19 protein-coding genes and 1 riboswitch are annotated in these 20,657 nt (G+C 71.9%); of the genes, 6 read left to right on the top strand and 13 right to left on the bottom strand.

The features are described 5' to 3' along the window. Positions 1 to 23: 23 nt before the first annotated feature. The 4 genes from ACF1A1_RS31740 to ACF1A1_RS31725 form a co-directional block, all read right to left on the bottom strand. On the bottom strand, positions 24 to 983 hold the full coding sequence (locus ACF1A1_RS31740; RefSeq protein WP_392004442.1) for a hypothetical protein: 960 nt from the start codon (positions 981 to 983) through the stop codon (positions 24 to 26). Positions 984 to 996: 13 nt separating this feature from the next. Beyond that, the gene (locus ACF1A1_RS31735) at positions 997 to 1,293 is read right to left on the bottom strand and encodes a DUF4193 domain-containing protein (protein WP_003993510.1); all 297 of its coding nucleotides are present in this window, start codon (positions 1,291 to 1,293) and stop codon (positions 997 to 999) included. A 394-nt stretch (positions 1,294 to 1,687) separates the two neighbouring features. Continuing rightward, entirely contained in the window at positions 1,688 to 2,923 is a 1,236-nt protein-coding gene (locus tag ACF1A1_RS31730; RefSeq protein ID WP_392004441.1) for a sensor histidine kinase, read from the bottom strand. A 5-nt stretch (positions 2,924 to 2,928) separates the two neighbouring features. Then, positions 2,929 to 3,582: a response regulator transcription factor gene (locus ACF1A1_RS31725; RefSeq protein WP_356254900.1), complete on the bottom strand. Its 654-nt coding sequence runs from the start codon at positions 3,580 to 3,582 to the stop codon at positions 2,929 to 2,931. Positions 3,583 to 3,998: 416 nt separating this feature from the next. Between ACF1A1_RS31725 and ACF1A1_RS31720 the strand changes: the two genes are divergently transcribed. Further along, entirely contained in the window at positions 3,999 to 4,172 is a 174-nt protein-coding gene (locus ACF1A1_RS31720; RefSeq protein ID WP_167348321.1) for a hypothetical protein, read from the top strand. A gap of 73 nt (positions 4,173 to 4,245) precedes the next feature. Here the strand turns inward: ACF1A1_RS31720 and ACF1A1_RS31715 are convergent, their stop codons facing one another. Both ACF1A1_RS31715 and ACF1A1_RS31710 read right to left on the bottom strand, forming a co-directional pair. Next, complete coding sequence (locus ACF1A1_RS31715; protein WP_392004440.1) at positions 4,246 to 5,061, bottom strand: inositol monophosphatase family protein; 816 nt, start codon at positions 5,059 to 5,061, stop codon at positions 4,246 to 4,248. Positions 5,062 to 5,069: 8 nt separating this feature from the next. Beyond that, a complete protein-coding gene (locus tag ACF1A1_RS31710) occupies positions 5,070 to 6,197 on the bottom strand; it encodes a ferrochelatase (RefSeq protein WP_392004439.1) in 1,128 nt (375 codons plus the stop codon). Between the two features lie 261 nt (positions 6,198 to 6,458). Here ACF1A1_RS31710 and ACF1A1_RS31705 point away from each other — a divergent pair, with 261 nt between their 5' ends. The 3 genes from ACF1A1_RS31705 to sepH all read left to right on the top strand — a co-directional run bounded on the left by ACF1A1_RS31705 (position 6,459) and on the right by sepH (position 10,424). Then, positions 6,459 to 7,697 carry an MFS transporter gene (locus tag ACF1A1_RS31705; protein ID WP_392004438.1) on the top strand — a complete coding sequence of 413 codons (1,239 nt, stop codon included), beginning with the start codon at positions 6,459 to 6,461 and terminating at the stop codon, positions 7,695 to 7,697. Further along, complete coding sequence (locus ACF1A1_RS31700; protein WP_392004437.1) at positions 7,657 to 8,976, top strand: D-arabinono-1,4-lactone oxidase; 1,320 nt, start codon at positions 7,657 to 7,659, stop codon at positions 8,974 to 8,976. Before ACF1A1_RS31705 ends, ACF1A1_RS31700 begins: the two co-directional genes overlap by 41 nt. Positions 8,977 to 9,392: 416 nt before the next feature. Next, complete coding sequence (gene sepH, locus ACF1A1_RS31695; RefSeq protein WP_392004436.1) at positions 9,393 to 10,424, top strand: septation protein SepH; 1,032 nt, start codon at positions 9,393 to 9,395, stop codon at positions 10,422 to 10,424. Positions 10,425 to 10,550: 126 nt separating this feature from the next. Here sepH and ACF1A1_RS31690 read toward each other — a convergent pair whose 3' ends face one another. Next, positions 10,551 to 11,402 carry a sulfurtransferase gene (locus tag ACF1A1_RS31690; protein ID WP_392004435.1) on the bottom strand — a complete coding sequence of 284 codons (852 nt, stop codon included), beginning with the start codon at positions 11,400 to 11,402 and terminating at the stop codon, positions 10,551 to 10,553. A gap of 295 nt (positions 11,403 to 11,697) precedes the next feature. On the opposite strand from ACF1A1_RS31690, the gene ACF1A1_RS31685 reads away from it, so the two are divergent. Continuing rightward, positions 11,698 to 12,501 (top strand): VOC family protein, encoded by an 804-nt coding sequence (locus ACF1A1_RS31685; RefSeq protein ID WP_392004434.1) that lies wholly within the window; start codon positions 11,698 to 11,700, stop codon positions 12,499 to 12,501. 108 nt (positions 12,502 to 12,609) lie between these two features. Here the strand turns inward: ACF1A1_RS31685 and ACF1A1_RS31680 are convergent, their stop codons facing one another. From ACF1A1_RS31680 to ACF1A1_RS31665, 4 genes are all read right to left on the bottom strand, one after another. Further along, entirely contained in the window at positions 12,610 to 13,257 is a 648-nt protein-coding gene (locus ACF1A1_RS31680) for a thymidine kinase (protein WP_392004433.1), read from the bottom strand. 43 nt (positions 13,258 to 13,300) lie between these two features. Beyond that, positions 13,301 to 14,548 (bottom strand): alkaline phosphatase family protein, encoded by a 1,248-nt coding sequence (locus ACF1A1_RS31675; RefSeq protein ID WP_392004432.1) that lies wholly within the window; start codon positions 14,546 to 14,548, stop codon positions 13,301 to 13,303. Next, positions 14,548 to 15,144: a DUF5998 family protein gene (locus ACF1A1_RS31670; protein WP_392004484.1), complete on the bottom strand. Its 597-nt coding sequence runs from the start codon at positions 15,142 to 15,144 to the stop codon at positions 14,548 to 14,550. Before ACF1A1_RS31670 ends, ACF1A1_RS31675 begins: the two co-directional genes overlap by 1 nt. A 63-nt stretch (positions 15,145 to 15,207) precedes the next feature. Further along, positions 15,208 to 18,012 (bottom strand): GNAT family N-acetyltransferase, encoded by a 2,805-nt coding sequence (locus ACF1A1_RS31665; RefSeq protein WP_392004431.1) that lies wholly within the window; start codon positions 18,010 to 18,012, stop codon positions 15,208 to 15,210. 178 nt (positions 18,013 to 18,190) lie between these two features. Here ACF1A1_RS31665 and ACF1A1_RS31660 point away from each other — a divergent pair, with 178 nt between their 5' ends. Then, positions 18,191 to 18,472 carry an HPr family phosphocarrier protein gene (locus ACF1A1_RS31660; RefSeq protein WP_145866789.1) on the top strand — a complete coding sequence of 94 codons (282 nt, stop codon included), beginning with the start codon at positions 18,191 to 18,193 and terminating at the stop codon, positions 18,470 to 18,472. 214 nt (positions 18,473 to 18,686) lie between these two features. On the opposite strand, the gene ACF1A1_RS31655 is transcribed toward ACF1A1_RS31660, so the two are convergent. Together ACF1A1_RS31655 and ACF1A1_RS31650 are read right to left on the bottom strand one after the other, a co-directional pair. After that, on the bottom strand, positions 18,687 to 19,379 hold the full coding sequence (locus ACF1A1_RS31655; RefSeq protein ID WP_392004430.1) for a GntR family transcriptional regulator: 693 nt from the start codon (positions 19,377 to 19,379) through the stop codon (positions 18,687 to 18,689). Positions 19,380 to 19,566: 187 nt separating this feature from the next. Continuing rightward, positions 19,567 to 20,322 (bottom strand): M23 family metallopeptidase, encoded by a 756-nt coding sequence (locus ACF1A1_RS31650; protein ID WP_392004429.1) that lies wholly within the window; start codon positions 20,320 to 20,322, stop codon positions 19,567 to 19,569. Between the two features lie 13 nt (positions 20,323 to 20,335). Further along, positions 20,336 to 20,503, bottom strand: a riboswitch (cyclic di-AMP (ydaO/yuaA leader). Positions 20,504 to 20,657: the final 154 nt, after the last annotated feature.

Here is a 20,657-nt window from a genome sequence, read left to right as displayed (position 1 = left end):
CGCCCGCGCCGCGCAAAGACTTCTCAGTCCCCTCGGTCCCCGCGGTCTCCGGGACGTTCTCCGGGGCTCTCGTCGAGGGGCAGCGGGTTCTCGGGCTTCTCCAGCGGTGGGAGTTCGGGCAGGGCGTCCCACGGCACCTGGAGCTTGCGCAGGTCGGCCCGGATCCTCGCGGCCAGCTTCTTGGTGTCGCGCCGGTTCATGAGCGCGCCGACCGCGGCGCCCACCAGGAAGGGCATCAGGTTCGGCAGGTCGCGGACCGTGCGCTTCATGATCTGCTGGCGCAGCTCGCGCTTCATCTGGCCGCTCAGGGCCGAGTTGAGCGAGGCGGGCTTCAGCACGTCGACCCCGCGCTCACCGGACCACGAGCGCAGATACGCGGTGCTGCGGTCCTTGAGGTTCCCCGGCGGCCGTACGCCGTAGACCTCGTGCAGTTCGGCGATCAGCTTGAGCTCGATCGCCGCGACGCCGGTGATCTCCGCGGCGATCTCGGCCGGCATCGCGGGCGGTACGGGCAGCATGGCCGCCGCACCGACGCCCGCTCCGACAGTGGACGTGGCGTTCGCCGCGCCCGCCACCAGCTTGTCGGCGAGCTGCTCCGGCCCGAGGCTGGGGAACTGCCGACGGAGCGTCTGGAGGTCCCGTACGGGGATCCTCGGGGCTGTCTCGATGATCCGGTCGGTGAGATGGGCCAGGGCCGCCCTGGCCCGGCTTCCGCTCCTGCGGACGCCTGCTCTGGCCAGGTCCACGGCCTTGTCCCGGACCACCGCCACCCGTCGCCTGGCGACGGGCGCGGCGCCCTGTGCCGGCGCCGGGAGGTCACCCCGGCCGACCGCCGGCTCGAGCGAGGCCGATCCCGCAGGGACCACTCCCTTGCCGGATGAGCCTCGCTCGTCGTCACGCGCGCCTTGGGAGCCGTCGGACGGCCCCTTGTCCGCTCCCGGTAGAGAGAAGCGGCGCTTCCGAGGAGGGGTCGAGCCAGTCACGGCCGACCCTCCCTCAGTCGCAGTCGCGGCAGATCGGCTGGCCGTTCTTCTCCCTGGCCAGCTGGCTGCGGTGATGTACCAGGAAGCAGCTCATGCAGGTGAACTCGTCCTGCTGCTTCGGCAGCACCCGGACGGCCAGCTCCTCGTTGGAAAGGTCTGCGCCGGGCAGCTCCAGGCCCTCCGCGGCCTCGAACTCGTCGACGTCGACAGCGGAGGCGGACTTGTCGTTCCGCCGGGCCTTCAGCTCTTCAAGGCTGTCGGAGTCGACATCGTCATCGGTCTTGCGTGGGGTGTCGTAATCGGTTGCCATTTCGCCTCTCCCCCTCTGGGTATCTGCGGTGTCTCCAGCGCACGTAACGCGTGAGAGGCCGGACTTGTGCCCGCCTCGAGGCGGAGATTTTGCCTCACATCAAGGTCTGTTACTCAATCGACACCCAACCGGACTCCTCCCGAGTGATCGGCTGGGATGGCGATCGGGACCGTACACGGTCCGAATGTCGCACTTCAAAGGCGCCTCACCGTGTACTTCCCGTGATCAGGACCCCCGAAAACCCGGAGTTTCCGGGCTTTCCGGCCACCTTCATGATCACGGAGAGTAGATGGCCGGAAAATCGCACCTGTGATCGATCACACACGGGGGAGCTGGATCACAGCCTTGAAAATTCAGCGCAAAGCGAACAGCCCCGTGTGTCGGCGACATGATCTCAGAGCGGCAAGGTTACTCGCATCACGAGCCCACCCCCGTCCCGGGGCTGGGCGGTGATGTGGCCGCCGTGCGCCCGGGCCACCGACCGCACGATGGACAGGCCCAGCCCGACCCCCTTGTCGCTCCCCGTGCGCTCCGTACGCAGCCGCCGGAAGGGCTCGAAGAGGTTGTCGATCTCGTACGCCGGCACGACCGGCCCCGTGTTGGACACGACCAGGACCGCCTGGCCGTGCTGGACCTCGGTGGTCACCTCGACCCAGCCGTCCTCGGGAACGTTGTACCGCACGGCGTTCTGCACCAGGTTCAGGGCGATCCGCTCCAGCAGGACGCCGTTGCCCTGGACGATCGCCGTCTCGCGCTTGCCCCGGATCCGCACGCCCTTGGCCTCGGCCTCGCCGTGCACCTGGTCGATGGCCTGCCCGGCGACCTCGGCGAGATCGACCGGCTTGCGCTCGACGATCTGGTTGTCACTGCGGGCGAGCAGCAGCAGCCCCTCCACGAGCTGCTCGCTGCGCTCGTTGGTGGCGAGGAGCGTCTTGCCGAGCTGTTGCAGCTCCACCGGCGCGTTGGGGTCGGAGAGGTGCACCTCGAGGAGCGTGCGGTTGATCGCGAGGGGCGTTCTCAGCTCGTGCGAGGCGTTGCCCACGAAGCGCTGCTGGGCGGTGAAGGCGCGCTGCAGACGCTCCAGCATGTCGTCGAAGGTGTCGGCCAGCTCCTTCAGCTCGTCGTCCGGCCCGTCCAGCTCGATACGGCGGGACAGGTCCGAGCCCGCCACCGCGCGCGCGGTCCGGGTGATCCGGCCCAGCGGGGACAGGACACGGCCCGCCATCGCGTAGCCGAAGGCGAAGGCGATGACGGCGAGGCCGAGGAGGGCGAGGAGGGAGCGGCTGAGGAGGTCGTCCAGGGCGTGCTGGCGCTGCTCGTTGACGCACTCGTTCAGCGCCTGGTTGAGCTCGGCCGCGGGCAGCTCGGGGCTCCGCAACTTGCAGATGTCGCTGGAGACCCCACCGGAGACGATCTTGAAGGGCAGGTCACTGCCCACGTTCAGCGCGTTCGCGGCAAGCAGGTAGATGATCGACAGCAGCAGGATGCCGGCGATCAGGAACATCCCGCCGTACAGCAGCGTGAGCCGTATGCGGATCGTCGGGCGCAGCCAGGGGAAGGGGGCCTGGGGCCGCCTAGGGTCCCAGGTCGGTTTGGGGGGCGCCTGGGGAGGTGCGGGAGTCGTGGCCACGGGGGTCAGATCCGGTAGCCGGAGCCGGGGACGGTGACGATCACCGGGGGTTCGCCGAGCTTGCGGCGCAGGGTCATGACGGTGACGCGTACGACGTTGGTGAACGGGTCGGTGTTCTCGTCCCAGGCCTTCTCCAGGAGCTGCTCCGCGGAGACGACAGCGCCCTCGCTGCGCATCAGGACCTCCAGGACGGCGAACTCCTTCGGCGCGAGCTGGACCTCCTTGCCGTCGCGGAAGACCTCGCGGCGGTTGGGGTCGAGCTTGATGCCGGCGCGCTCCAGGACGGGCGGCAGCGGCAGGCTGGTGCGCCGGCCGAGGGCACGCACGCGTGCGATGAGCTCGCTGAAGGCGAAGGGCTTGGGGAGGTAGTCGTCGGCGCCGATCTCCAGGCCCTCGACGCGGTCGCTCACGTCGCCGGACGCGGTGAGCATCAGCACGCGCGTCGGCATGCCGAGTTCGACGATCCTGCGGCAGACGTCGTCGCCGTGCACGAGCGGGAGGTCGCGGTCGAGGACGACCACGTCGTAGTCGTTGACGCCGATGCGCTCCAGGGCGGCGGCACCGTCGTACACGACGTCGACGGCCATGGCCTCCCGGCGCAGTCCGGTGGCCACCGCATCGGCGAGCAGTTGCTCGTCCTCGACGACGAGTACGCGCACGTCGCTTGTCCTTCCTGTGTCCACCCGCGTAGCGCTCCGTGAGCGCGCGCGAGCAGGGGTCTTGGTGGGTGTGTGCTTCCATCCTGCCCTTTTCGGCCATAAGTCGGCGGTAAGACGGGTGTGCGGCCCATGAAGGACAGGTGTGAAGCCCGGGAATGCGAGATTTTCTCGTGGGGTTGAGGTTTCCACGGAAGGGTGTGGGGGGAGGACGGCTTTACACCCCGCGATCACGCTCTGCATGTGCCGCAGCACCATGTGGTACTCCGACCCGCTTGCCGCAGAGCGGGCGTGGGTGTCCGGCACCGTCGCCGCCCGGCAGGGCAGCGCGCCGGGCATCTACCGGAGACGTGATCGCCCCTTCCCAACCGGCACACCCCCGTGCCACCGACCCACGACCCAGGACGAGGGGGCGCAGCATGGACGCATTCACCGCAGGACTTCTGCAGCGCATAAAGGCGACCGAGTCCGACCTGACGCGGGCTCGTGACGAGGGCGACGACTTCCTCGTCGAGGTGGAGCAGGGCGAGCTCGACGACCTGCGCCGCCTCGCCGCCGAGCACGGTGTGGAAGTCGGCGCGTCAAGCGTCTGAGCAGTTCGCAGCACGACGGAGGGGCCCCGGCGAATCCAGCGCCGGGGCCCCTTCGTGTGGGCCGGTGCCCGCGTCAGTCGTGCCAGGCGCCGAAGTCCTCCAGGAGCCGTTGGAGAGGCTCGAAGACGCCCGGGGTCCCGGCCACCGTCAGATCACGCGACGGGCGGGCTCCGGGGCGTCCGCCGGTCAGCGCGCCCGCCTCCCGGGCGATCAGGTCCCCCGCGGCGAGGTCCCAGGGGTGCAGGCCGCGCTCGTAGTACCCGTCCAGGCGGCCGGCGGCCACGTCGCACAGGTCGACGGCCGCGGACCCGCCGCGCCGGATGTCCCGCAGCAGCGGGATCAGCCGCTGCGCGACGTCGGCCTGGTGGGCGCGCACGTCGGTGACGTAGTTGAACCCGGTGGAGACCAGGGCCTGGTCGAGGGGTGCCGTGGGGCGGCAGGCGAGGGCCCGCTCGCCCTCCCATGCGCCGGTCGCCCAGGCCCCCGAGCCGCGCACCGCGTGGTGCGTCTCGCCGCGCATCGGGATCTCGACGACCCCGACGACGGTCTCGCCGTCCTGCTCGGCCGCGATGGACACGGCCCAGGTGGGCAGGCCGTAGAGGTAGTTCACGGTGCCGTCGAGCGGGTCGATCACCCAGCGGATGCCACTGCTGCCCTCGCTGGAGGCACCCTCCTCACCGAGGAAGCCGTCGTCGGGGCGCTGGTCGGAGATCAGCCCGGTGATCAGTTTCTCGGCCGCGATGTCCATCTCGGTGACCACGTCGATGGGGCTCGACTTGGTCGCGGCGACCGACAGGTCGGCCGGGCGGCCGTCCCGCAGCAGCTCGCCGGCCCGGCGGGCGGCTTCCTTGGCCAGCTCGAGCAGGTCCGTGTGCAGGGGGTCGGTCACGGGGCTCCTCACGCGTAGGGGCTGTCGGCGCCCGCGGCGGCGGGCCGGGGGGCACGGGCCGGGCAGCAGCCGACGGGGCAGAGGTCGTGGCTCGCGCCGAGCGCGCCCAGGGCGCAGGGGGTGACCGCCCGGCCGCTCTCGGTCGCGGCGCGCTCCAGGACGAGCTCGCGGACGGCGGCCGCGAAGCGCGGGTCGGCGCCGACGGTGGCGGAGCGGCGCACCGGCAGGCCCAGCTCCTCCGCCTTGGCACTGGCCTCCGTGTCGAGGTCGTACAGGACCTCCATGTGGTCGGAGACGAAGCCGACGGGGGCCATCACGACCGCCGGGACACCGGCCGCGTGCCGCTCCTCCAGGTGGTCGCAGATGTCGGGCTCCAGCCACGGGATGTGCGGGGCGCCGGAGCGGGACTGGTAGACGAGCTGCCAGGGATGGTCGACGCCGGTGCGCTCACGGACGGCGTCGGCGATCAGCCGTGCCACGTCCAGGTGCTGCCTGACGTACGCGCCGCCGTCGCCGTGGTCCTCCACGGGGCCGGAGGTGTCGGCCGCGGCGGTCGGGATCGAGTGGGTCGTGAACGCGATGTGCGCGCTCTCCCGGACGTCCTCGGGGAGGTCGGCGAGGGACCGGACCACGCCGTCGATCATGGGCTCCAGGAAGCCCGGGTGGTTGAAGTAGTGCCGCAGCTTGTCGATCTTCGGCAGCGGAAGGCCCTCGGCCTCCAGGGCGGCCAGCGAGTCGGCGAGGTTCTCGCGGTACTGGCGGCAGCCGGAGTACGAGGCGTAGGCGCTGGTGGCGAGGACGAGGATGCGGCGGCGGCCGTCGGCGACCATCTCGCGCAGGGTGTCCGTCAGGTACGGGGCCCAGTTGCGGTTGCCCCAGTAGATCGGCAGGTTCAGGCCGTGGTCGGCGAAGTCCTTGCGCAGGGCGTCCAGCAGGGCGCGGTTCTGGTCGTTGATGGGGCTGACCCCGCCGAAGAGGAAGTAGTGCTGACCGACTTCCTTGAGGCGTTCCTTGGGGATGCCACGCCCGCGCGTCACGTTCTCCAGGAACGGGACCACGTCGTCCGGGCCTTCCGGGCCGCCGAAGGAGAGCAGGAGCAGGGCGTCGTAGGGGGTGGCATCGAGCGCGTCTGGCATGTCTCGATCCTGCCACCCGGCACTGACAGCCGGGAAACCGCACGGCACCGTAGGGAAGGGTGTCGTCGGGGCGCCGACCGTGCGACGGTTCGCGCGAGGGGGTGCGTTAGGGTTGCCTAACTCGTAAGCTGTATGAGCTTCAATGACGCCTTACCAGTCCCGTCGCGCTCCATGCACGCCTCACCGAGCCCCCCAGAGTCGCCGTCTTTCGCGCCGTGCCGAGCCGCTACGCACGCGTGACCGGACCCACCGGAGCCCTCCGTGCCCAGCCCCTACCGCGCCCTGTTCGCCGCCCCCGGCTCCAAGGGTTTCTCCGCCGCGGGGTTCCTCGGCCGGATGCCGCTGTCGATGATGGGCATCGGCGTGGTCACGATGGTCTCCCAGCTCACCGGCCGCTACGGCCTGGCGGGCGCCCTGTCGGCGACCCTCGCGCTGGCCGCCGCGGCGATCGGGCCGCAGATCTCGCGCCTGGTGGACCAGTACGGCCAGCGCAGGGTGCTGCGCCCCGCGACCCTGGTGGCGCTCGCCGCGTCGGCCGGGCTGCTGCTGGCCGCGCACTTCGACGGGCCGGACTGGGTGCTGTTCGTCTGCGCGGCCGGGATCGGCTCCGTGCCCAGTCTCGGTGCGATGATCCGGGCCCGCTGGGCGGCCGTGTACCGGGGGACCCCACAGCTGCACACCGCGTACTCCTTCGAGTCCGTGGTGGACGAGGTCTGCTTCATCTTCGGGCCGATCATCTCCATCGGGCTGTCCACCGTCTGGTTCCCGGAGGCGGGGCCGCTGCTGGCGGCCTGCTTCCTCGCCGTCGGTGTCTTCTGGCTGACCGCCCAGCGGGCCACCGAGCCGGAGCCGCACCCGCGCGCGCGGAGCGGCGGCGGCACGGCCCTGCGCTCGCCGGGCCTTCAGGTCCTGGTGGCCACCTTCGTGGCGACCGGGGCGATCTTCGGCTCGGTCGACGTGGTCACCGTCGCCTTCGCCGAGGAGCAGGGCCACAAGGGCGCCGCGAGCGTCGTCCTGGCTCTCTACGCGGCGGGTTCCTGCGCGGCGGGCCTGGTCTTCGGCCTGCTCCGGCCCCAGGGTTCGCCGGAGCGTCGCTGGTTGCTGGGCGTGTTCATGATGGCCGTGAGTATGATCCCCCTCCTACTGGTCGGAAACTTGCCGTTTCTGGCCGTGGCGCTGTTCGTTGCGGGCCTGGCCATCGCTCCCACGATGATCACGACCATGTCCCTCATCGAAGAGCACGTACCGCGCGCGCAACTGACCGAGGGCATGACCTGGGTGAGCACCGGGCTCGCCGTCGGCGTCGCGCTCGGCTCGTCCATCGCCGGCTGGGTCATCGACGCGGCCGGCGCGCGGGCCGGGTACGGGGTTCCGGCGGTGTCCGGGGCCGTCGCGGTCGCGGTCGGTTTTCTGGGGTACCGCCGGCTCAGCAGGCCGGCTCCGGGTCGGGGAGGCACCGTTGAGCACCACAGCGAGCGGCAGGAACGGCACGTGGCGTAACTGGGGCGGCAATGTCGCCGCCCGCCCCGCGCGGGAGGTCACGCCCGCCTCCGTCGACGAGCTGTCAGCGGCCGTGCGCCGGGCCGCCGAGGACGGGCTGAGGGTCAAGGCGGTCGGCAGCGGCCACTCCTTCACGTCGATCGCCGCGACGGACGGTGTGTTGATCCGCCCTCAACTGTTGACCGGCATCCGCGACATCGACCGCGAGAACATGACCGTCACGGTCGAGGCGGGCACACCGCTCAAGAGACTCAACATGGCGCTGGCGCGCGAAGGTCTGTCGCTCACCAACATGGGCGACATCATGGAGCAGACCGTCTCCGGGGCCACCAGCACCGGAACCCACGGCACGGGCCGCGAGTCGGGCTCGATCGCCGCCCAGATCAAGGCGCTGGAACTGGTCACGGCCGACGGCTCGGTCCTCACCTGCTCCGACAAGGAGAACCCCGAGGTCTTCGCGGCGGCCCGGATCGGCCTCGGCGCCCTCGGCATCGTCACCGCCCTCACCTTCGCCGTGGAGCCGCTCTTCCTGCTCACCGCGCGCGAGGAACCGATGCCGTTCGACAAGGTCCTCGCCGATTTCGACGAACTGTGGGCCGAGAACGAGCACTTCGAGTTCTACTGGTTCCCGCACACCGGCAGCACCAACACCAAGCGCAACAACCGCAGCGCCGGCCCCCGCAGGCCCGTGGGACAGCTCGCGGGCTGGTTCGAGGACGAGTTCCTCTCCAACGGCGTCTTCCAGGCGGCCCAGTGGGTCGGCCAGGCGGTGCCCGCCACGATCCCGACGATCGCCCGGGTCTCCAGCAAGGCCCTGTCCGCGCGTACCTACACGGACATCCCCTACAAGGTCTTCACGTCCCCGCGCCGGGTGCGGTTCGTGGAGATGGAGTACGCCGTGCCGCGCGCGGCCGTGACCGAGACACTGCGCGAACTCAAGGCGATGGTGGACCGCTCGCGCCTGCGGATCAGCTTCCCGGTCGAGGTGCGCACCGCGCCGGCCGACGACATCACGCTGTCCACCGCCTCCGGCCGCGACAGCGCGTACATAGCCGTCCACATGGTCAGGGGCACGCCGTACCAGGGGTACTTCACCGCCGCCGAGCGCATCCTCACCGCACACGAGGGCCGGCCGCACTGGGCCAAGGTGCACACGCGGGACGCGGAGTACTTCGCCGGGGTCTACCCGCGCTTCGAGGAGTTCACGGCGTTGCGGGAACGGCTGGATCCCGACCGCCGGTTCCAGAACGACTACTTGCGGAGGGTTCTCGGGTCGTAGCGGTCCCGGCGGCACCTGGTTCCGTTTCGGCCACTTGGGTGAAGTACGCCACGTTCAAGATCGAGAAAACGGGGCAACGGACGGCCGAGTCGCGCCCGTTGCCGGAAGTCGAGCGGCGTGCCAATCCACGCACGTGGCCCAAATGGAGTACTGTTGCGAGCCCTGGGTCCGGTCTCCCCGCCAGGGCGTCCGGGGCCTTGCCGGACCGCCGGAAGGGGAGCTGGTTGCACAGGGTGACGATTTTGGTCACTTAGCGTGGCGAATAGGTAACCGTGCCATAACGGCGATCCCGGGCCCGTGCCCGACACGCCGGGCAACTCGGCAAGGTTGTGGCAGGCTGCACCCGGGCAGGCCACACTCGACTAGCGGAAGCAGCGACGCACGTGACGTCGGCAGGCACCACCCGGGAGGTCCCCATGCCCGAACTGCGTGTCGTGGCCGTCTCGAATGACGGCACACGGCTGGTGCTGAAGGCTGCGGACAGCACGGAGTACACGCTTCCGATTGACGAGCGTCTGCGCGCCGCCGTCCGCGGTGACCGTCCCCGCCTCGGTCAGATCGAGATCGAGGTGGAGAGCCATCTCCGCCCCCGCGACATCCAGGCGCGTATACGCGCGGGTGCCACGGCCGAGGAAGTCGCGCAGATGGCCGGCATTCCCGTCGACCGCGTCCGTCGCTTCGAGGGCCCCGTACTGGCCGAGCGCGCCTTCATGGCCGAGCGGGCCCGCAAGACCCCCGTCCGCCGGCCCGGTGAGAACGCGGGGCCCCAGCTCGGCGAGGCCGTCCAGGAGCGGCTGCTGCTGCGCGGCGCCGAGAAGGACACCGTCCAGTGGGACTCCTGGCGCCGCGACGACGGCACCTGGGAAGTGCTTCTCGTCTACCGGGTCGCGGGTGAACCGCACTCGGCGAGCTGGACGTACGACCCGCCGCGGCGGCTGGTCCAGGCCGTCGACGACGAGGCGCGTTCGCTGATCGGCGAGTCCGACGACCTGGCCGCTCCCGAGCCCAGCTTTCCGTTCGTTCCGCGCATCGCCCGGCTGCCGCGCGAGCGTTCGATGGACCGCGCCCTCGAGCGGCCGAGCCTGCCCGCGCAGGCGTCGGAACCGGACGAGGAGAGCACCGGCGAGCGGGAGCGCGACTCGCTGACCAGCCTGCTGGAGGCGGTACCGAGCTTCCGGGGCGACCTCGTCGTCCCGGAACGACCGTCGGAGGAACCGGAGGAACCGGCCGAGGAACCCGCCGAGGAGGAGCCCCCGGCGCCCGCGGCGTCCGCCGGTTCCGCCTACGCGGACGTCCTCATGCCGCGTTCCGTCGGCAGCCACCGCGACCGTCTGATCGGCGCCACCGACCGCCAGGCCGAGGCCGACGGCGTCCGCCCGGGCCGCCGCGCGGCGGTGCCGAGCTGGGACGAGATCGTGTTCGGCACCCGGCGCAAGAAGCAGGAGTAAGCCGCCGCGGGGCGACTCGCCCGAGGTGGCCGCCGGTTCGCGGAAGTCGGTGCGCACAACGACTGATACGTGCAGGAGGGCCGCACCTGTTCGGTGCGGCCCTCCTGCACCGCTCACGTCATCGCGTCACTGCGGATCGGGGCCCGTGGCGACCGGCCGGGACGGGTCCGATGACCACTCCGACCAGGAACCGACGTACAGGGCCGCCGGAATGCCCGCCACCGCCAGCGCCAGTACCTCGTGAGCGCCGGAGACGCCCGAGCCGCAGTACACGCCCACCTGCGTGCCGTCGGACGCTCCCAGCGCCTTGAAGCGGTCCCTCAGCTCACCGGCGGGCAGGAAACGGCCGTCCGGGCCCACGTTCTCGGTCGTCGGCGCGGAGACGGCTCCCGGGATGTGTCCGCCGACCCGGTCGATCGGCTCGACCTCACCCCGGTACCGCTCCCCCGCACGAGCGTCGAACAGCACGCCGGAGCGGGCCAGCGCCGCGGCGCCGTCCGCGTCGAGGAGGCCGTCGGGCCCGGCCACCGGCTCGAAGTCGCCCTCCACGGGCACCGGTACGTCGGCCGACAGCTCCCCCTTCCAGGACGGCAACCCGCCGTCGAGGACCCGCACGTCCGGGTGACCCGTCCAGCGCAGCAGCCACCACGCGCGAGCCGCCGCCCAGCCCTGCCCGCCGTCGTACACGACCACCGGCCGGGCCGCCGAGACGCCCGCCCGGCGCATCACGGCGCCGAACTCCGCGATGTCCGGCAGCGGATGGCGGCCGCCCGTGCCGGGCGCACCGGCCAGTTCCCGGTCCAGGTCGACGTAGACGGCGCCGGGCACGTGCCCGGACGCGTACGCGGCGCGGCCGTCGAACGGCGGCTCCCCGGCCGCCTTCGCCACACTGAGCTGCCAGCGGACGTCGAGTACGACCGGCGGGTTCTTCCCCGTGAGGTCGCTCGCGAGTTCGGTTGCGGAGATGATGGCGTTCATGGCCACCATCCTCGCGCACGGGGTGGCCTCGGCGTCCATGTCCGGCTACTCTGCTCGGCCGGGCAGGTCCGATCACAGCGCGTACGGAACCGGGCACATGCCGTACAGCCGATCGACATCTGTCGGCAATCGCACGGACACGGACGAGGAACCGCACATCGGACATCCTCCCGACACGGGCCGTGGTGCGGCGGCGCGCCCGGAGCGCGTGGCACCTCGGGTGGTGCGAGCATCGGCTCGGAGCCGGAGGGCGGAAGCGACGCGGCCACCGCGAGGGGCCGAGGAGAGAGTGACGATGACCGAGGCACGGGGGTCGGCCGGCCTGAACGGCGAAGCACACGCCCGGTACGCGCCCGGCACACCCTGCTGGGTGAGCCTGATGGTGCACGGCCTGACCGCCACTCAGGACTTCTACGGTGAGCTGTTCGGCTGGGAATTCCAACCCGGTCCGCGGCAACTCGGCCCGTACGTGCGGGCGCTGCTCGACGGCCGTGATGTGGCCGGGCTCGGCCAACTGCCCCCGGACCTCCACCTCCCCATCGCCTGGACGCCCTACCTCGCCTCCGACAACGTGGACGCGACCGCCGAAACGGTGCGCCTGTGCGGCGGCACCATCGGGGTCGGTCCCCTGGACGCCGCCGAGGCCGGGCGTCTGGCCATCGGTTCCGACCCCTCCGGCGCCGTCTTCGGCATCTGGCAGGCGACCGCCCACCTCGGCACGGACATCACCGGCGTGCCCGGCACACCCGCCTGGAACGAAGTGCTGACCTTCGAGTCCGCGCACGTCGCCAAGTTCTACGAGACGGTCTTCGGCTACGAGCGGGAGTCCGTGGCCTCCGACGACCTCGACTACGTCACCCTGCACGTCGCCGGCCGCCCCGTCGCCGGCGTCCACGGCGTCGGCACCACCCTGCCCCGCGACCGGGGGCCGCACTGGATGACGTACTTCGAGGTCGCCGACGTGGACGAGGCGCTCGCGCGGGTCGTCGCCCTCGGCGGGCACGTCCTGAAACCGGCCCGGGACAGCGCCCACGGACGCGTGGCGACCGTGACCGACCCGGAGGGGGCCCGCTTCTCGCTGATCCAGGATCCCCGCTGACGCTCGGGCCGGCCGACGGGACGACCGCTCGCCCGGGTCGTGTCTTCCGGATCAGCCCGACTGGGGGCCGCGGCGCCCGGCTGACGGGGGTGATCCGAAAGACACGGCCTACACCCGCTGCACGGGCAGCACGTCCGGCGACAGCGCCGCCGCCCGCGCCGTCGCCGCCGTCATACGGCGCCGGTGGTGCCGGCGGCACAGCACCTCGTACCCGATGGTGTCGGCCTGGTCGACGTCGCCGACGACGACCTGGGCGCCCTCGACGACCATCACGCCGCCGACCGTACGGGCGTTGTGCGTGGCCCGGGCGCCGCACCAGCACAGGGCCTCCACCTGGAGCACCTCGACGCGGTCGGCGAGTTCGACGAGCCGCTGGGAGCCGGGGAACAGCTTGGAGCGGAAGTCGGTCGTGATGCCGAAGGCGTAGACGTCGACGCCGAGGTCGTCGACCACGCGCGCGAGCTGGTCGATCTGCTCCTCGGCGAGGAACTGCGCCTCGTCCGCGATCACGTAGTCCGCGCGGCCGCCGTGCGAGAGGTGGTCGACGAGGTAGGCGTAGAGATCCTGCCCGTCCTCGACCTCGACGGCGTCGGTGACCAGGCCGAGTCGGGAGGACAGCTTGCCCTCGCCCGCACGGTCGTCACGGGTGAAGATCATGCCCTGCAGGCCGCGCGCGGAGCGGTTGTGCTCGATCTGGAGAGCCAGCGTCGACTTCCCGCAGTCCATGGTTCCGGAGAAGAAGACCAGCTCGGGCATGGGGAGTTGGGCACCTTTCGGCAAGGAAGAACAGGGGCGGGCTTCAGGGGCGTACTTCGAGCAGGGGAACGAGCTGCTCGGCAGGGGTCATCGAGCCGTGGTTGCCGACCATCGCCGACTCCTTCGGCTCCCGCTCGGAGGCGATGAGCAGGACGTCGTCGCGGGCGGCCGCGATCACGTCGCCGAGGCGGGCGTACACGCGCTCGTCGACCTGGCCGGGCGGCCCGAACCAGCCCGCGGCGACGGCCTCGTCCCGCGAGGCCACCCAGAACTGCTCGCCGAGCACCTCGCGCCAGCAGGTCAGGACGTCGTTCTCCGCGCCCGGCACGGCGTAGACGTGACGGGCGCGGCCCTCGCCGCCCAGCAGCGCGACCCCGGCGCGCAGTTCCCAGTCCTCGTCGAAGTCGATGCGGTGCTGCTCGTCGAAGGGCACGTCGACCATGCCGTGGTCGGCGGTGACGTAGAGCGCGCTGCGCGGCGGGAGTTGCTCCGCGAGGCGCTGGACGAGCCGGTCGACGTACATGAGCTGGCCGCGCCAGGTGTCGGAGGCGACGCCGTAGCGGTGTCCGGCACCGTCGAGTTCGGCGTAGTACGTGTAGACGAGGGAGCGGTCGCCGACCGCGAGCTGCTCGGCCGCGAGGTCCATGCGCTCCTCGCCGGTCAGGCGTCCGAGGAACGTTCCCCCGCTGAGCGCCACCTTGGTCAGCGGGGTGTTCTCGAAGGTGGGCGAGGACACCTGCGCGGCGTGCACACCCGCCGCGTCGGCCAGCTGGAAGACGGTCGGGTACGGCTGCCAGGGCCCCGGCGGGGTCCACGGCTGCCAGCGGAGCTGGTTCATCAGCTCGCCGGTGGCCGGATTGCGCACGGTGTAGCCGGGCAGGCCGTGGGCGCCCGGCGGGAGGCCGGTGCCGACGGAGGCGAGGGAGGTCGCGGTGGTCGCCGGGAAGCCGGCGGTGAGCGGGCGTCCGGTGCCGCCGCGCGAGCCGGCGAGGAGGGCGTGCAGGTAGGGCGCCTCGTCCGGGTGGGCCCGGATCTGCTCCCAGCCGAGGCCGTCGATCAGGAAGACGCAGTTGCGATCGGCCGCGGTCAGTTCCGGAATCGCCGCGGTCATGCCGGGGACGCCCAGGCCGGCGGCCAGAGTGGGCAGCAGGTCGGCGAGGGAGCCCGAGCCGTACTCGGGGACCGGCGCGGAGGAGACGGCGAGAGGCTCCGGGTGGCCCCAGGCGGCATCGGAGAGGGCGGGCGCGGAACGCCCTCGGTCCTGGGCGGAGGGAGGCGACGGGTGCGACATCAGCGGGTGAGGTCCGCGGTCGCTTCGGAGAGCGCCTGCGCGAAGGCGAGCGCCTGGCGCACCGTCTCCGGGCCGTCCCCGGCCTCACTGACGCGCAGGCTGAGGTCGTCGGCCGTCGAGTTGCCCGTGTAGCCGTGGTCGGCGTCGCAGTTGGGGTCGCCGCAGGCGGCCGGCTCCAGGTCGATGCGGGAGACGGCGCCCCAGCCGATGGTCAGCACGACCTCGCGGGGCAGGGTGCCCGGTGCGTACGACTCCGGGTTGGCGACCACGCGGCTGACCACGACCGACGAGATCCGGCCGAGCTTCACGGACTCGGTGGACGTCGTGGCGTACGGCGTCGGGGAGGTGGTGTCGGCGGCCTGCTCGTCGGTGTGGCTGACGATGAAGCGGTTGCCGGTGAGGACCAGCACGGTCACGTGCCGGCGCACCTCGTTCTGGTCGAAGGTGGTCTCCTGGTGGACCAGGTACGACCGGATGGGCTCGCCGCCCACGGCGGCCTCCACCGCCTCGGCCACGAGGGCCGGGTAGTAGCCGCTGCGCTCGATCGCCGCACGCAGCCCCTGGGTCGTCGTACTGGTCTTGGCCATGCCGTCCATCCTACGGGGACCCACTGACTGCGAGGGACCTGTCACGGCGACCGGAAACCGCTCACGACGGCTTCAGTACGCCGGGAGCGTCCGTGGGCCGAGGTCGTCGCGGGCGGGGGGCGGCGCCAGGCGTACGGAGGCGCCGAGGACGCTCAGGCCGTGCGGGGCGACGACGACCGGCTCCAGCGTGACCGCGACGACTTCCGGGTGGTCGTCGACCAGGCGGGACACACGCAGCAGCAGCTCCTCCAGGGCGGGGGTGTCCACGGGCGTCGAGCCGCGCCAGCCGAACAGCAGCGGTGCCGTCCGGATCGAGCGGACCAGGGAGGTCGCGTCGCGGTCGGTGACCGGGACCAGGCGGTGCGCCATGTCCCCGAGCAGCTGCGAGGCGGCCCCGGCGAGCCCGAACGAGAGCACGGCTCCGGCCGCCGGGTCGATGACCGCGCGGACGACGGTGTCGACCCCGCGCGGGGCCATCGCCTGGACGACCGGGCGCACCTCCTGCGGCGTCCCGAACAGCTCGGTCAACTCGGTGTACGACCGGCGCAGTTGCTCCTCGTCGGCGAGGTCGAGCCGGACACCGCCCAGGTCGGCGCGGTGGCGCAGGTGGGGGGCGGTGGCCTTGAGGGCGACGGGGTAGCCGAGGGCGCGTGCGGCCCGCGCGGCCTCGTCCGGGGTGGGGGCGGGGATGGCCCGGCGCACGGGGATGCCGTACCGGCCGAGCAGCTCGCAGGTCTCGTCGGTGCCGAGGGTGAGGCCCTGCCCGCGCGCCAGGAGCCCGCCGATCAGCTGGGCGGCGCCCTTCTCGTCGATGTCCTCGTACTCGGGCACCTTGCCGGGGTCTGCGGCCTCGCGGCGCCACTGCGCGTACTTCACGGCCTCGGCGAGGGCGCGGACCGCGCGTTCGGCGGCGGGGTAGGCGGGGATGAGGTGGGCGCCCTCGGGGGCCACGGGTGCGGGTCCCCGGCCGGCGCCCGGTGTCCCCGCGTCCGCCGTCGCGGCACGCGCGCGTGGGGCGGTGCTCGTGGCGGCCGACAGGGCCTCCGCCAGGCCGCCGAGTTCCACGTGCACGACGAGCACCGGCTTGGCGGGGCCCGCGGCCGCGGCCGAGCGCAGGGCATCCGCCAGTTCCGCGTCGCCGGGCGACACCTCGCCGATCGCCGGGATCGCCGTCACCACGACGGCGTCGCAGGTCTCGTCGGCCAGGGCCCGCGCCAGCGCCGCGTGGAAGTCGTCCGCCGACGCCTCCGTGGTGAGGTCCAGCGGGGGCAGCGGGCGCAATCCCTCGGAGAGGCAGGCGTCGTAGGTCAGCAGCCCCAGCGACTCGGAGTTGCCCAGGATGGCCACCCGCGGACCTCCCGGCAGCGGCTGGCGGGCGAGCAGGAGGCCGGCGTCCACCAACTCGGTGATGGTGTCCACGCGGATCACGCCGGCCTGCCGCAGCAGCGCCGACACCGTCGCGTGCGGCAGCCGCGTGGCCCGTACGGCGTGCCCCTGGGGGGCGGATCCGGCGCCCTGCACCACCACGAGCGGCTTCACCGCCGCCGTACGCCGCGCGAGGCGGGTGAACTTGCGCGGGTTGCCGATGGACTCCAGGTACATGAGGGCGACATCGGTGTCGGGGTCGTCGTACCAGTACTGCAGGACGTCGTTGCCGGAGACGTCGGCGCGGTTGCCGGACGAGACGAACGTCGACACGCCGGTGACGCCGGTGACGCCTCCGCCGCGCCGGTGCAGCCGGGACAGCAGGGCGATGCCGATGGCGCCGGACTGGGCGAACAGTCCGATGCGGCCGGGCCGGGGCATCTCCGGCGCCAGGGACGCGTTGAGCCGCACCTGCGGGGAGGCGTTGATGATCCCGAAGGCGTTGGGCCCGATGATCCGCATCCCGTACGCGCGCGCGTGGCGCACGAGTTCGCGCTGGCGCTCGCGTCCCTCGGGGCCGCTCTCCGCGTATCCGGCGGCGAGGACGACGAGTCCCTGCACGCCGTGTTCGCCGCACTCGGTGACGACCTCGGGCACGCGCTCGGCCGGGACGGCGACGACGGCGACGTCGACGGGCCCGTCGATGTCGCGCACCGAGCGGTGGGCGGGCACCCCGTCGAGCTCCTTCAGGTCCTCGGGGAACGCCTTGTTGACCGCGTACAGGCGCCCGGTGAAGCCTGCCGCCCGGAGATTGCCGAGGATGCTGCGGCCGACGCCGCCGGGGGCGCGGCCGGTGCCGACGACGGCGACCGAGCCGGGCACCAGCAGCCGCCGTACGGAGCGGGCCTCTGCACGCTGCTCCCGCGCGCGCTGCACGGCCAGGGAGCGCTCGGTGGGTTCGAGGTCGAACTCCAGGCGGACGACGCCGTCCTCGAAGCTGCGCTTCTGGGTGTATCCGGCGTCCGTGAACACCTTGATCATCTTGCTGTTGGCGGGGAGCACCTCGGCGGCGAACCGTCGGATGCCGCGCTCGCGCGCGACGGCCGCGATGTGTTCCAGCAGCGCGGAGGCCACGCCCCTGCCCTGGTGGGCGTCCTGCACGAGGAAGGCGACCTCGGCCTCGTCGGCGGGCCCGGAGGCGGGCAGACCGTCGGCACCGATGCGGTCATAGCGTACGGTGGCGATGAACTCGCCGCCGACCGTGGCCGCGAGTCCCACCCGGTCCACAAAGTCGTGGTGCGTGAAGCGGTGGACGTCCTTGGCGGACAGACGCGGGTAGGGCGCGAAGAAGCGGTAGTACTTCGACTCGTCCGAGACCTGCTCGTAGAAGCTGACCAGGCGCTCGGCGTCATCAACGGTGATGGGGCGGATGCGCGCGGTGCCGCCGTCGCGCAGCACCACGTCGGCTTCCCAGTGGGCGGGGTACTCGTGCCGGTCCGGCGCGCTCTGCATGGGGCCCAGACTACGGCTCGCGTCCGACAAGGGCGCAGGGCAGTCTGTGGAGGACGGAACGTCGGGTCGAGGCCGCGACCCGACGACCACGGCGGAACGGGACGCAGGACCGTTCCGGGCACGCTTCACGTGTGGAACACTGGTCTAGACAACCCTGAACACCGAAGGGCAGCATCACATGGCTGAGCGCCGCGTCAACGTCGGCTGGGCCGAGGGCCTCCACGCCCGCCCCGCCTCCATCTTCGTCCGAGCCGCCACGGCCGCAGGCGTCCCGGTGACGATCGCCAAGGCGGGGGGCAACCCCGTCAACGCGGCCTCCATGCTGGCCGTGCTCGGCCTGGGCGCCCAGGGCGGCGAGGAGATCGTCCTCGCCTCCGACGCCGAGGGCGCGGACGTCGCCCTCGACCGGCTGGCCAAGCTGGTCTCCGAGGGGCTCGAGGAGCTTCCCGAGACCGTCTGAGCCCCGCTCGCAGCGCACACGGAGCCGCGTCGCCCTTCCCCGGGCGGCGCGGTTCCGCCGTTTCACGCGGTCGCTCCGGAGAATTGCCGGAGACCGGACGGGAAAAGTCCGCGAGCACACGAAGAGCGCGCCGCCGGGAATTCCGGGGCGCGTCGAAAAAGGGCAGCGGAAATACGTCTCCGCCGAATTCCCCTCTTTGTATACGGCTCCCGTGTTAATGCCGCTGGCCCGACATGTTTACGACGTGTTGCGAAGTCCTCACACGATCCTGGCGGTCCCCGCCCGCGAAGCGCAGCCGGTGTGCGGTGGACGAGCGCTCGGTGTGCAGCGCCGTCACCGCCCGCGCGCGCTCGCCGTCGCCGCGCGCCACCGCGTCCACGATCGCGCCGTGCTCCGTCCAGGACTCCACCGGGTTGGCCGGTGCGTCCACCACGTACATCCAGGCGATCTTGTGGCGCAGCTGGGTGAGCGTGGCGGTCAGGGCGTGGCTGCCGGAGGCCTGGGCGAGCGTCTCGTGGAACCACCCGCCCAGGGAGCGCAGATCCTCGCTGCTGCCCCTCCTGGCGCGCTCCTGCCCCAGCCGGACGAGTCCGCGCAGCACCTTCAGATGCGCCTCGGTGCGTCGCTGGGCGGCCCGGGCGGCGCCGAGCGGCTCCAGGAGCATGCGCATCTCCAGCAGGTCGGCGGCCTCCTGCTCGGTCGGTTCGGCGACGCACGCGCCCGCGTGCCGCCGTGTGACGACGAAGCCCTCCGCCTCCAGGGTGCGCAGGGCCTCCCGGACGGGGACGCGCGAGACGCCGTAGCGGCGCGCGAGGAGTTCCTCGGTGAGGCGGCTGCCGCGCTCGTAGACACCCGCGACGATGTCGTCCCGGATGGCCGTGCACACCGAGTGCGCCGGAATACGCATACCGACCTCCGCCTTAATCCCCGTGAAACGTCGACGAATGACGTGTGGTCAGTGACTCTATTGCAATGAGTCCCCATTTCCGATGGCGGGCCGGAATCCATGGATATTTTTTGGACAGCGGGGCGCATGAAACGGCGAAAGCCCCGGCCACACGGGCCGGGGCTGCACGATCTGTCGCCGTACGTCGTCAGACGTTCACGCCGTGCTGGCGGAGGTAGGCGACCGGGTCGATGTCCGAGCCGTACTCCGCGCTCGTACGGGCCTCGAAGTGCAGGTGCGGGCCGGTGACGTTGCCCGTCGCGCCGGAGAACCCTATCCGCTGGCCCGGGGTGACCTTCTGGCCCACCGAGACGCTGATGGACGACAGGTGGCCGTACTGGGTGTACGTGCCGTCGTTCATCCGGATCAGGACCTGGTTGCCGTAGGCGCCGCCCCAGCCGGCCTCGACGACGGTGCCGAGCCCGACCGCGTGCACGGAGGTGCCGCTCGAAGCGTGGAAGTCGATGCCGGTGTGGCTGCCGGAAGACCACAGGGAGCCACCGGACTTGTAACCGGTGGAGACGTAGGACCCGGTGATGGGCGACACGAAGGTGTGGAGGCGCTTGCGTTCGGCCTCACGGGCTGCGCGGACCCTGGCCTCGCGCTCCTCCTTGATCTTCGCGGCGGCCTGGGCGGCGGCCTCCTTGCGGGCGGCCTCCTCCTGGGCGGCCTGCTTCTGGGCCGCGGCCTGGTCGTCGATCCGCTCGGCGACGGAGTCGCCGATGGTGACGACGGGGATCAGCCCGGTCTGCTCTGCGGAGGTCTCGGCGGCGAGAGCCGGGGAAGAGGCGACGGTGCCGATGACGCCGGTGGTGGTGAGCGCCGCGATGCCCGCCGCGCGGGCGGTGGTGCGCTGCATCCGGCTGGGACGACGGTGCTTCCCGGTGGCGCAGGTGAACGCCATGAAGTCGAGTGGTCCTTTCCTTCCCTCTCGCCTACCGGGTTAGCTGACGGGTTCGGAGCAGGAAGGTCTCCTACGGACCCCCTCGCGACGAGCGCGGGCGTCCGATTCACCCCAGGGACTGCGTACGTGGGTCCCCGGCTCCCCTGGCTCGCGCCGTACGGGGACTCGGCGATGGCTGTCCGGTGCCGCGGGTGCGGCGCACTGCCCGACGAACAGCCCGGATGAAACTAGACGCGCTCGCTGTCAATCCCCAAACGGATCGCGGCTTTTGTAGCGCATGCCACAGGGCAGACAGGCAACCTCTCCCTCAATTCGGACATCAAGGGGCCCTGATG

It is taken from the genome of Streptomyces sp. NPDC014995, assembly GCF_043080745.1.
GTDB lineage: Bacteria > Actinomycetota > Actinomycetes > Streptomycetales > Streptomycetaceae > Streptomyces.
This window is presented reverse-complemented; position numbering and strand designations above follow the sequence as displayed.

Coding starts and splice junctions, on each gene's coding strand:
- ACF1A1_RS31735 (WP_003993510.1), bottom strand. CDS start 1,293: ATGGCAACCGATTACGACACCCCACGCAAGACCGATGACGATGTCGAC.
- ACF1A1_RS31720 (WP_167348321.1), top strand. CDS start 3,999: ATGGACGCATTCACCGCAGGACTTCTGCAGCGCATAAAGGCGACCGAG.
- ACF1A1_RS31710 (WP_392004439.1), bottom strand. CDS start 6,197: ATGCCAGACGCGCTCGATGCCACCCCCTACGACGCCCTGCTCCTGCTC.
- sepH (WP_392004436.1), top strand. CDS start 9,393: ATGCCCGAACTGCGTGTCGTGGCCGTCTCGAATGACGGCACACGGCTG.
- ACF1A1_RS31690 (WP_392004435.1), bottom strand. CDS start 11,402: ATGAACGCCATCATCTCCGCAACCGAACTCGCGAGCGACCTCACGGGG.
- ACF1A1_RS31685 (WP_392004434.1), top strand. CDS start 11,698: ATGACCGAGGCACGGGGGTCGGCCGGCCTGAACGGCGAAGCACACGCC.
- ACF1A1_RS31680 (WP_392004433.1), bottom strand. CDS start 13,257: ATGCCCGAGCTGGTCTTCTTCTCCGGAACCATGGACTGCGGGAAGTCG.
- ACF1A1_RS31675 (WP_392004432.1), bottom strand. CDS start 14,548: ATGTCGCACCCGTCGCCTCCCTCCGCCCAGGACCGAGGGCGTTCCGCG.
- ACF1A1_RS31670 (WP_392004484.1), bottom strand. CDS start 15,144: ATGGACGGCATGGCCAAGACCAGTACGACGACCCAGGGGCTGCGTGCG.
- ACF1A1_RS31665 (WP_392004431.1), bottom strand. CDS start 18,012: ATGCAGAGCGCGCCGGACCGGCACGAGTACCCCGCCCACTGGGAAGCC.
- ACF1A1_RS31660 (WP_145866789.1), top strand. CDS start 18,191: ATGGCTGAGCGCCGCGTCAACGTCGGCTGGGCCGAGGGCCTCCACGCC.
- ACF1A1_RS31655 (WP_392004430.1), bottom strand. CDS start 19,379: ATGCGTATTCCGGCGCACTCGGTGTGCACGGCCATCCGGGACGACATC.
- ACF1A1_RS31650 (WP_392004429.1), bottom strand. CDS start 20,322: ATGGCGTTCACCTGCGCCACCGGGAAGCACCGTCGTCCCAGCCGGATG.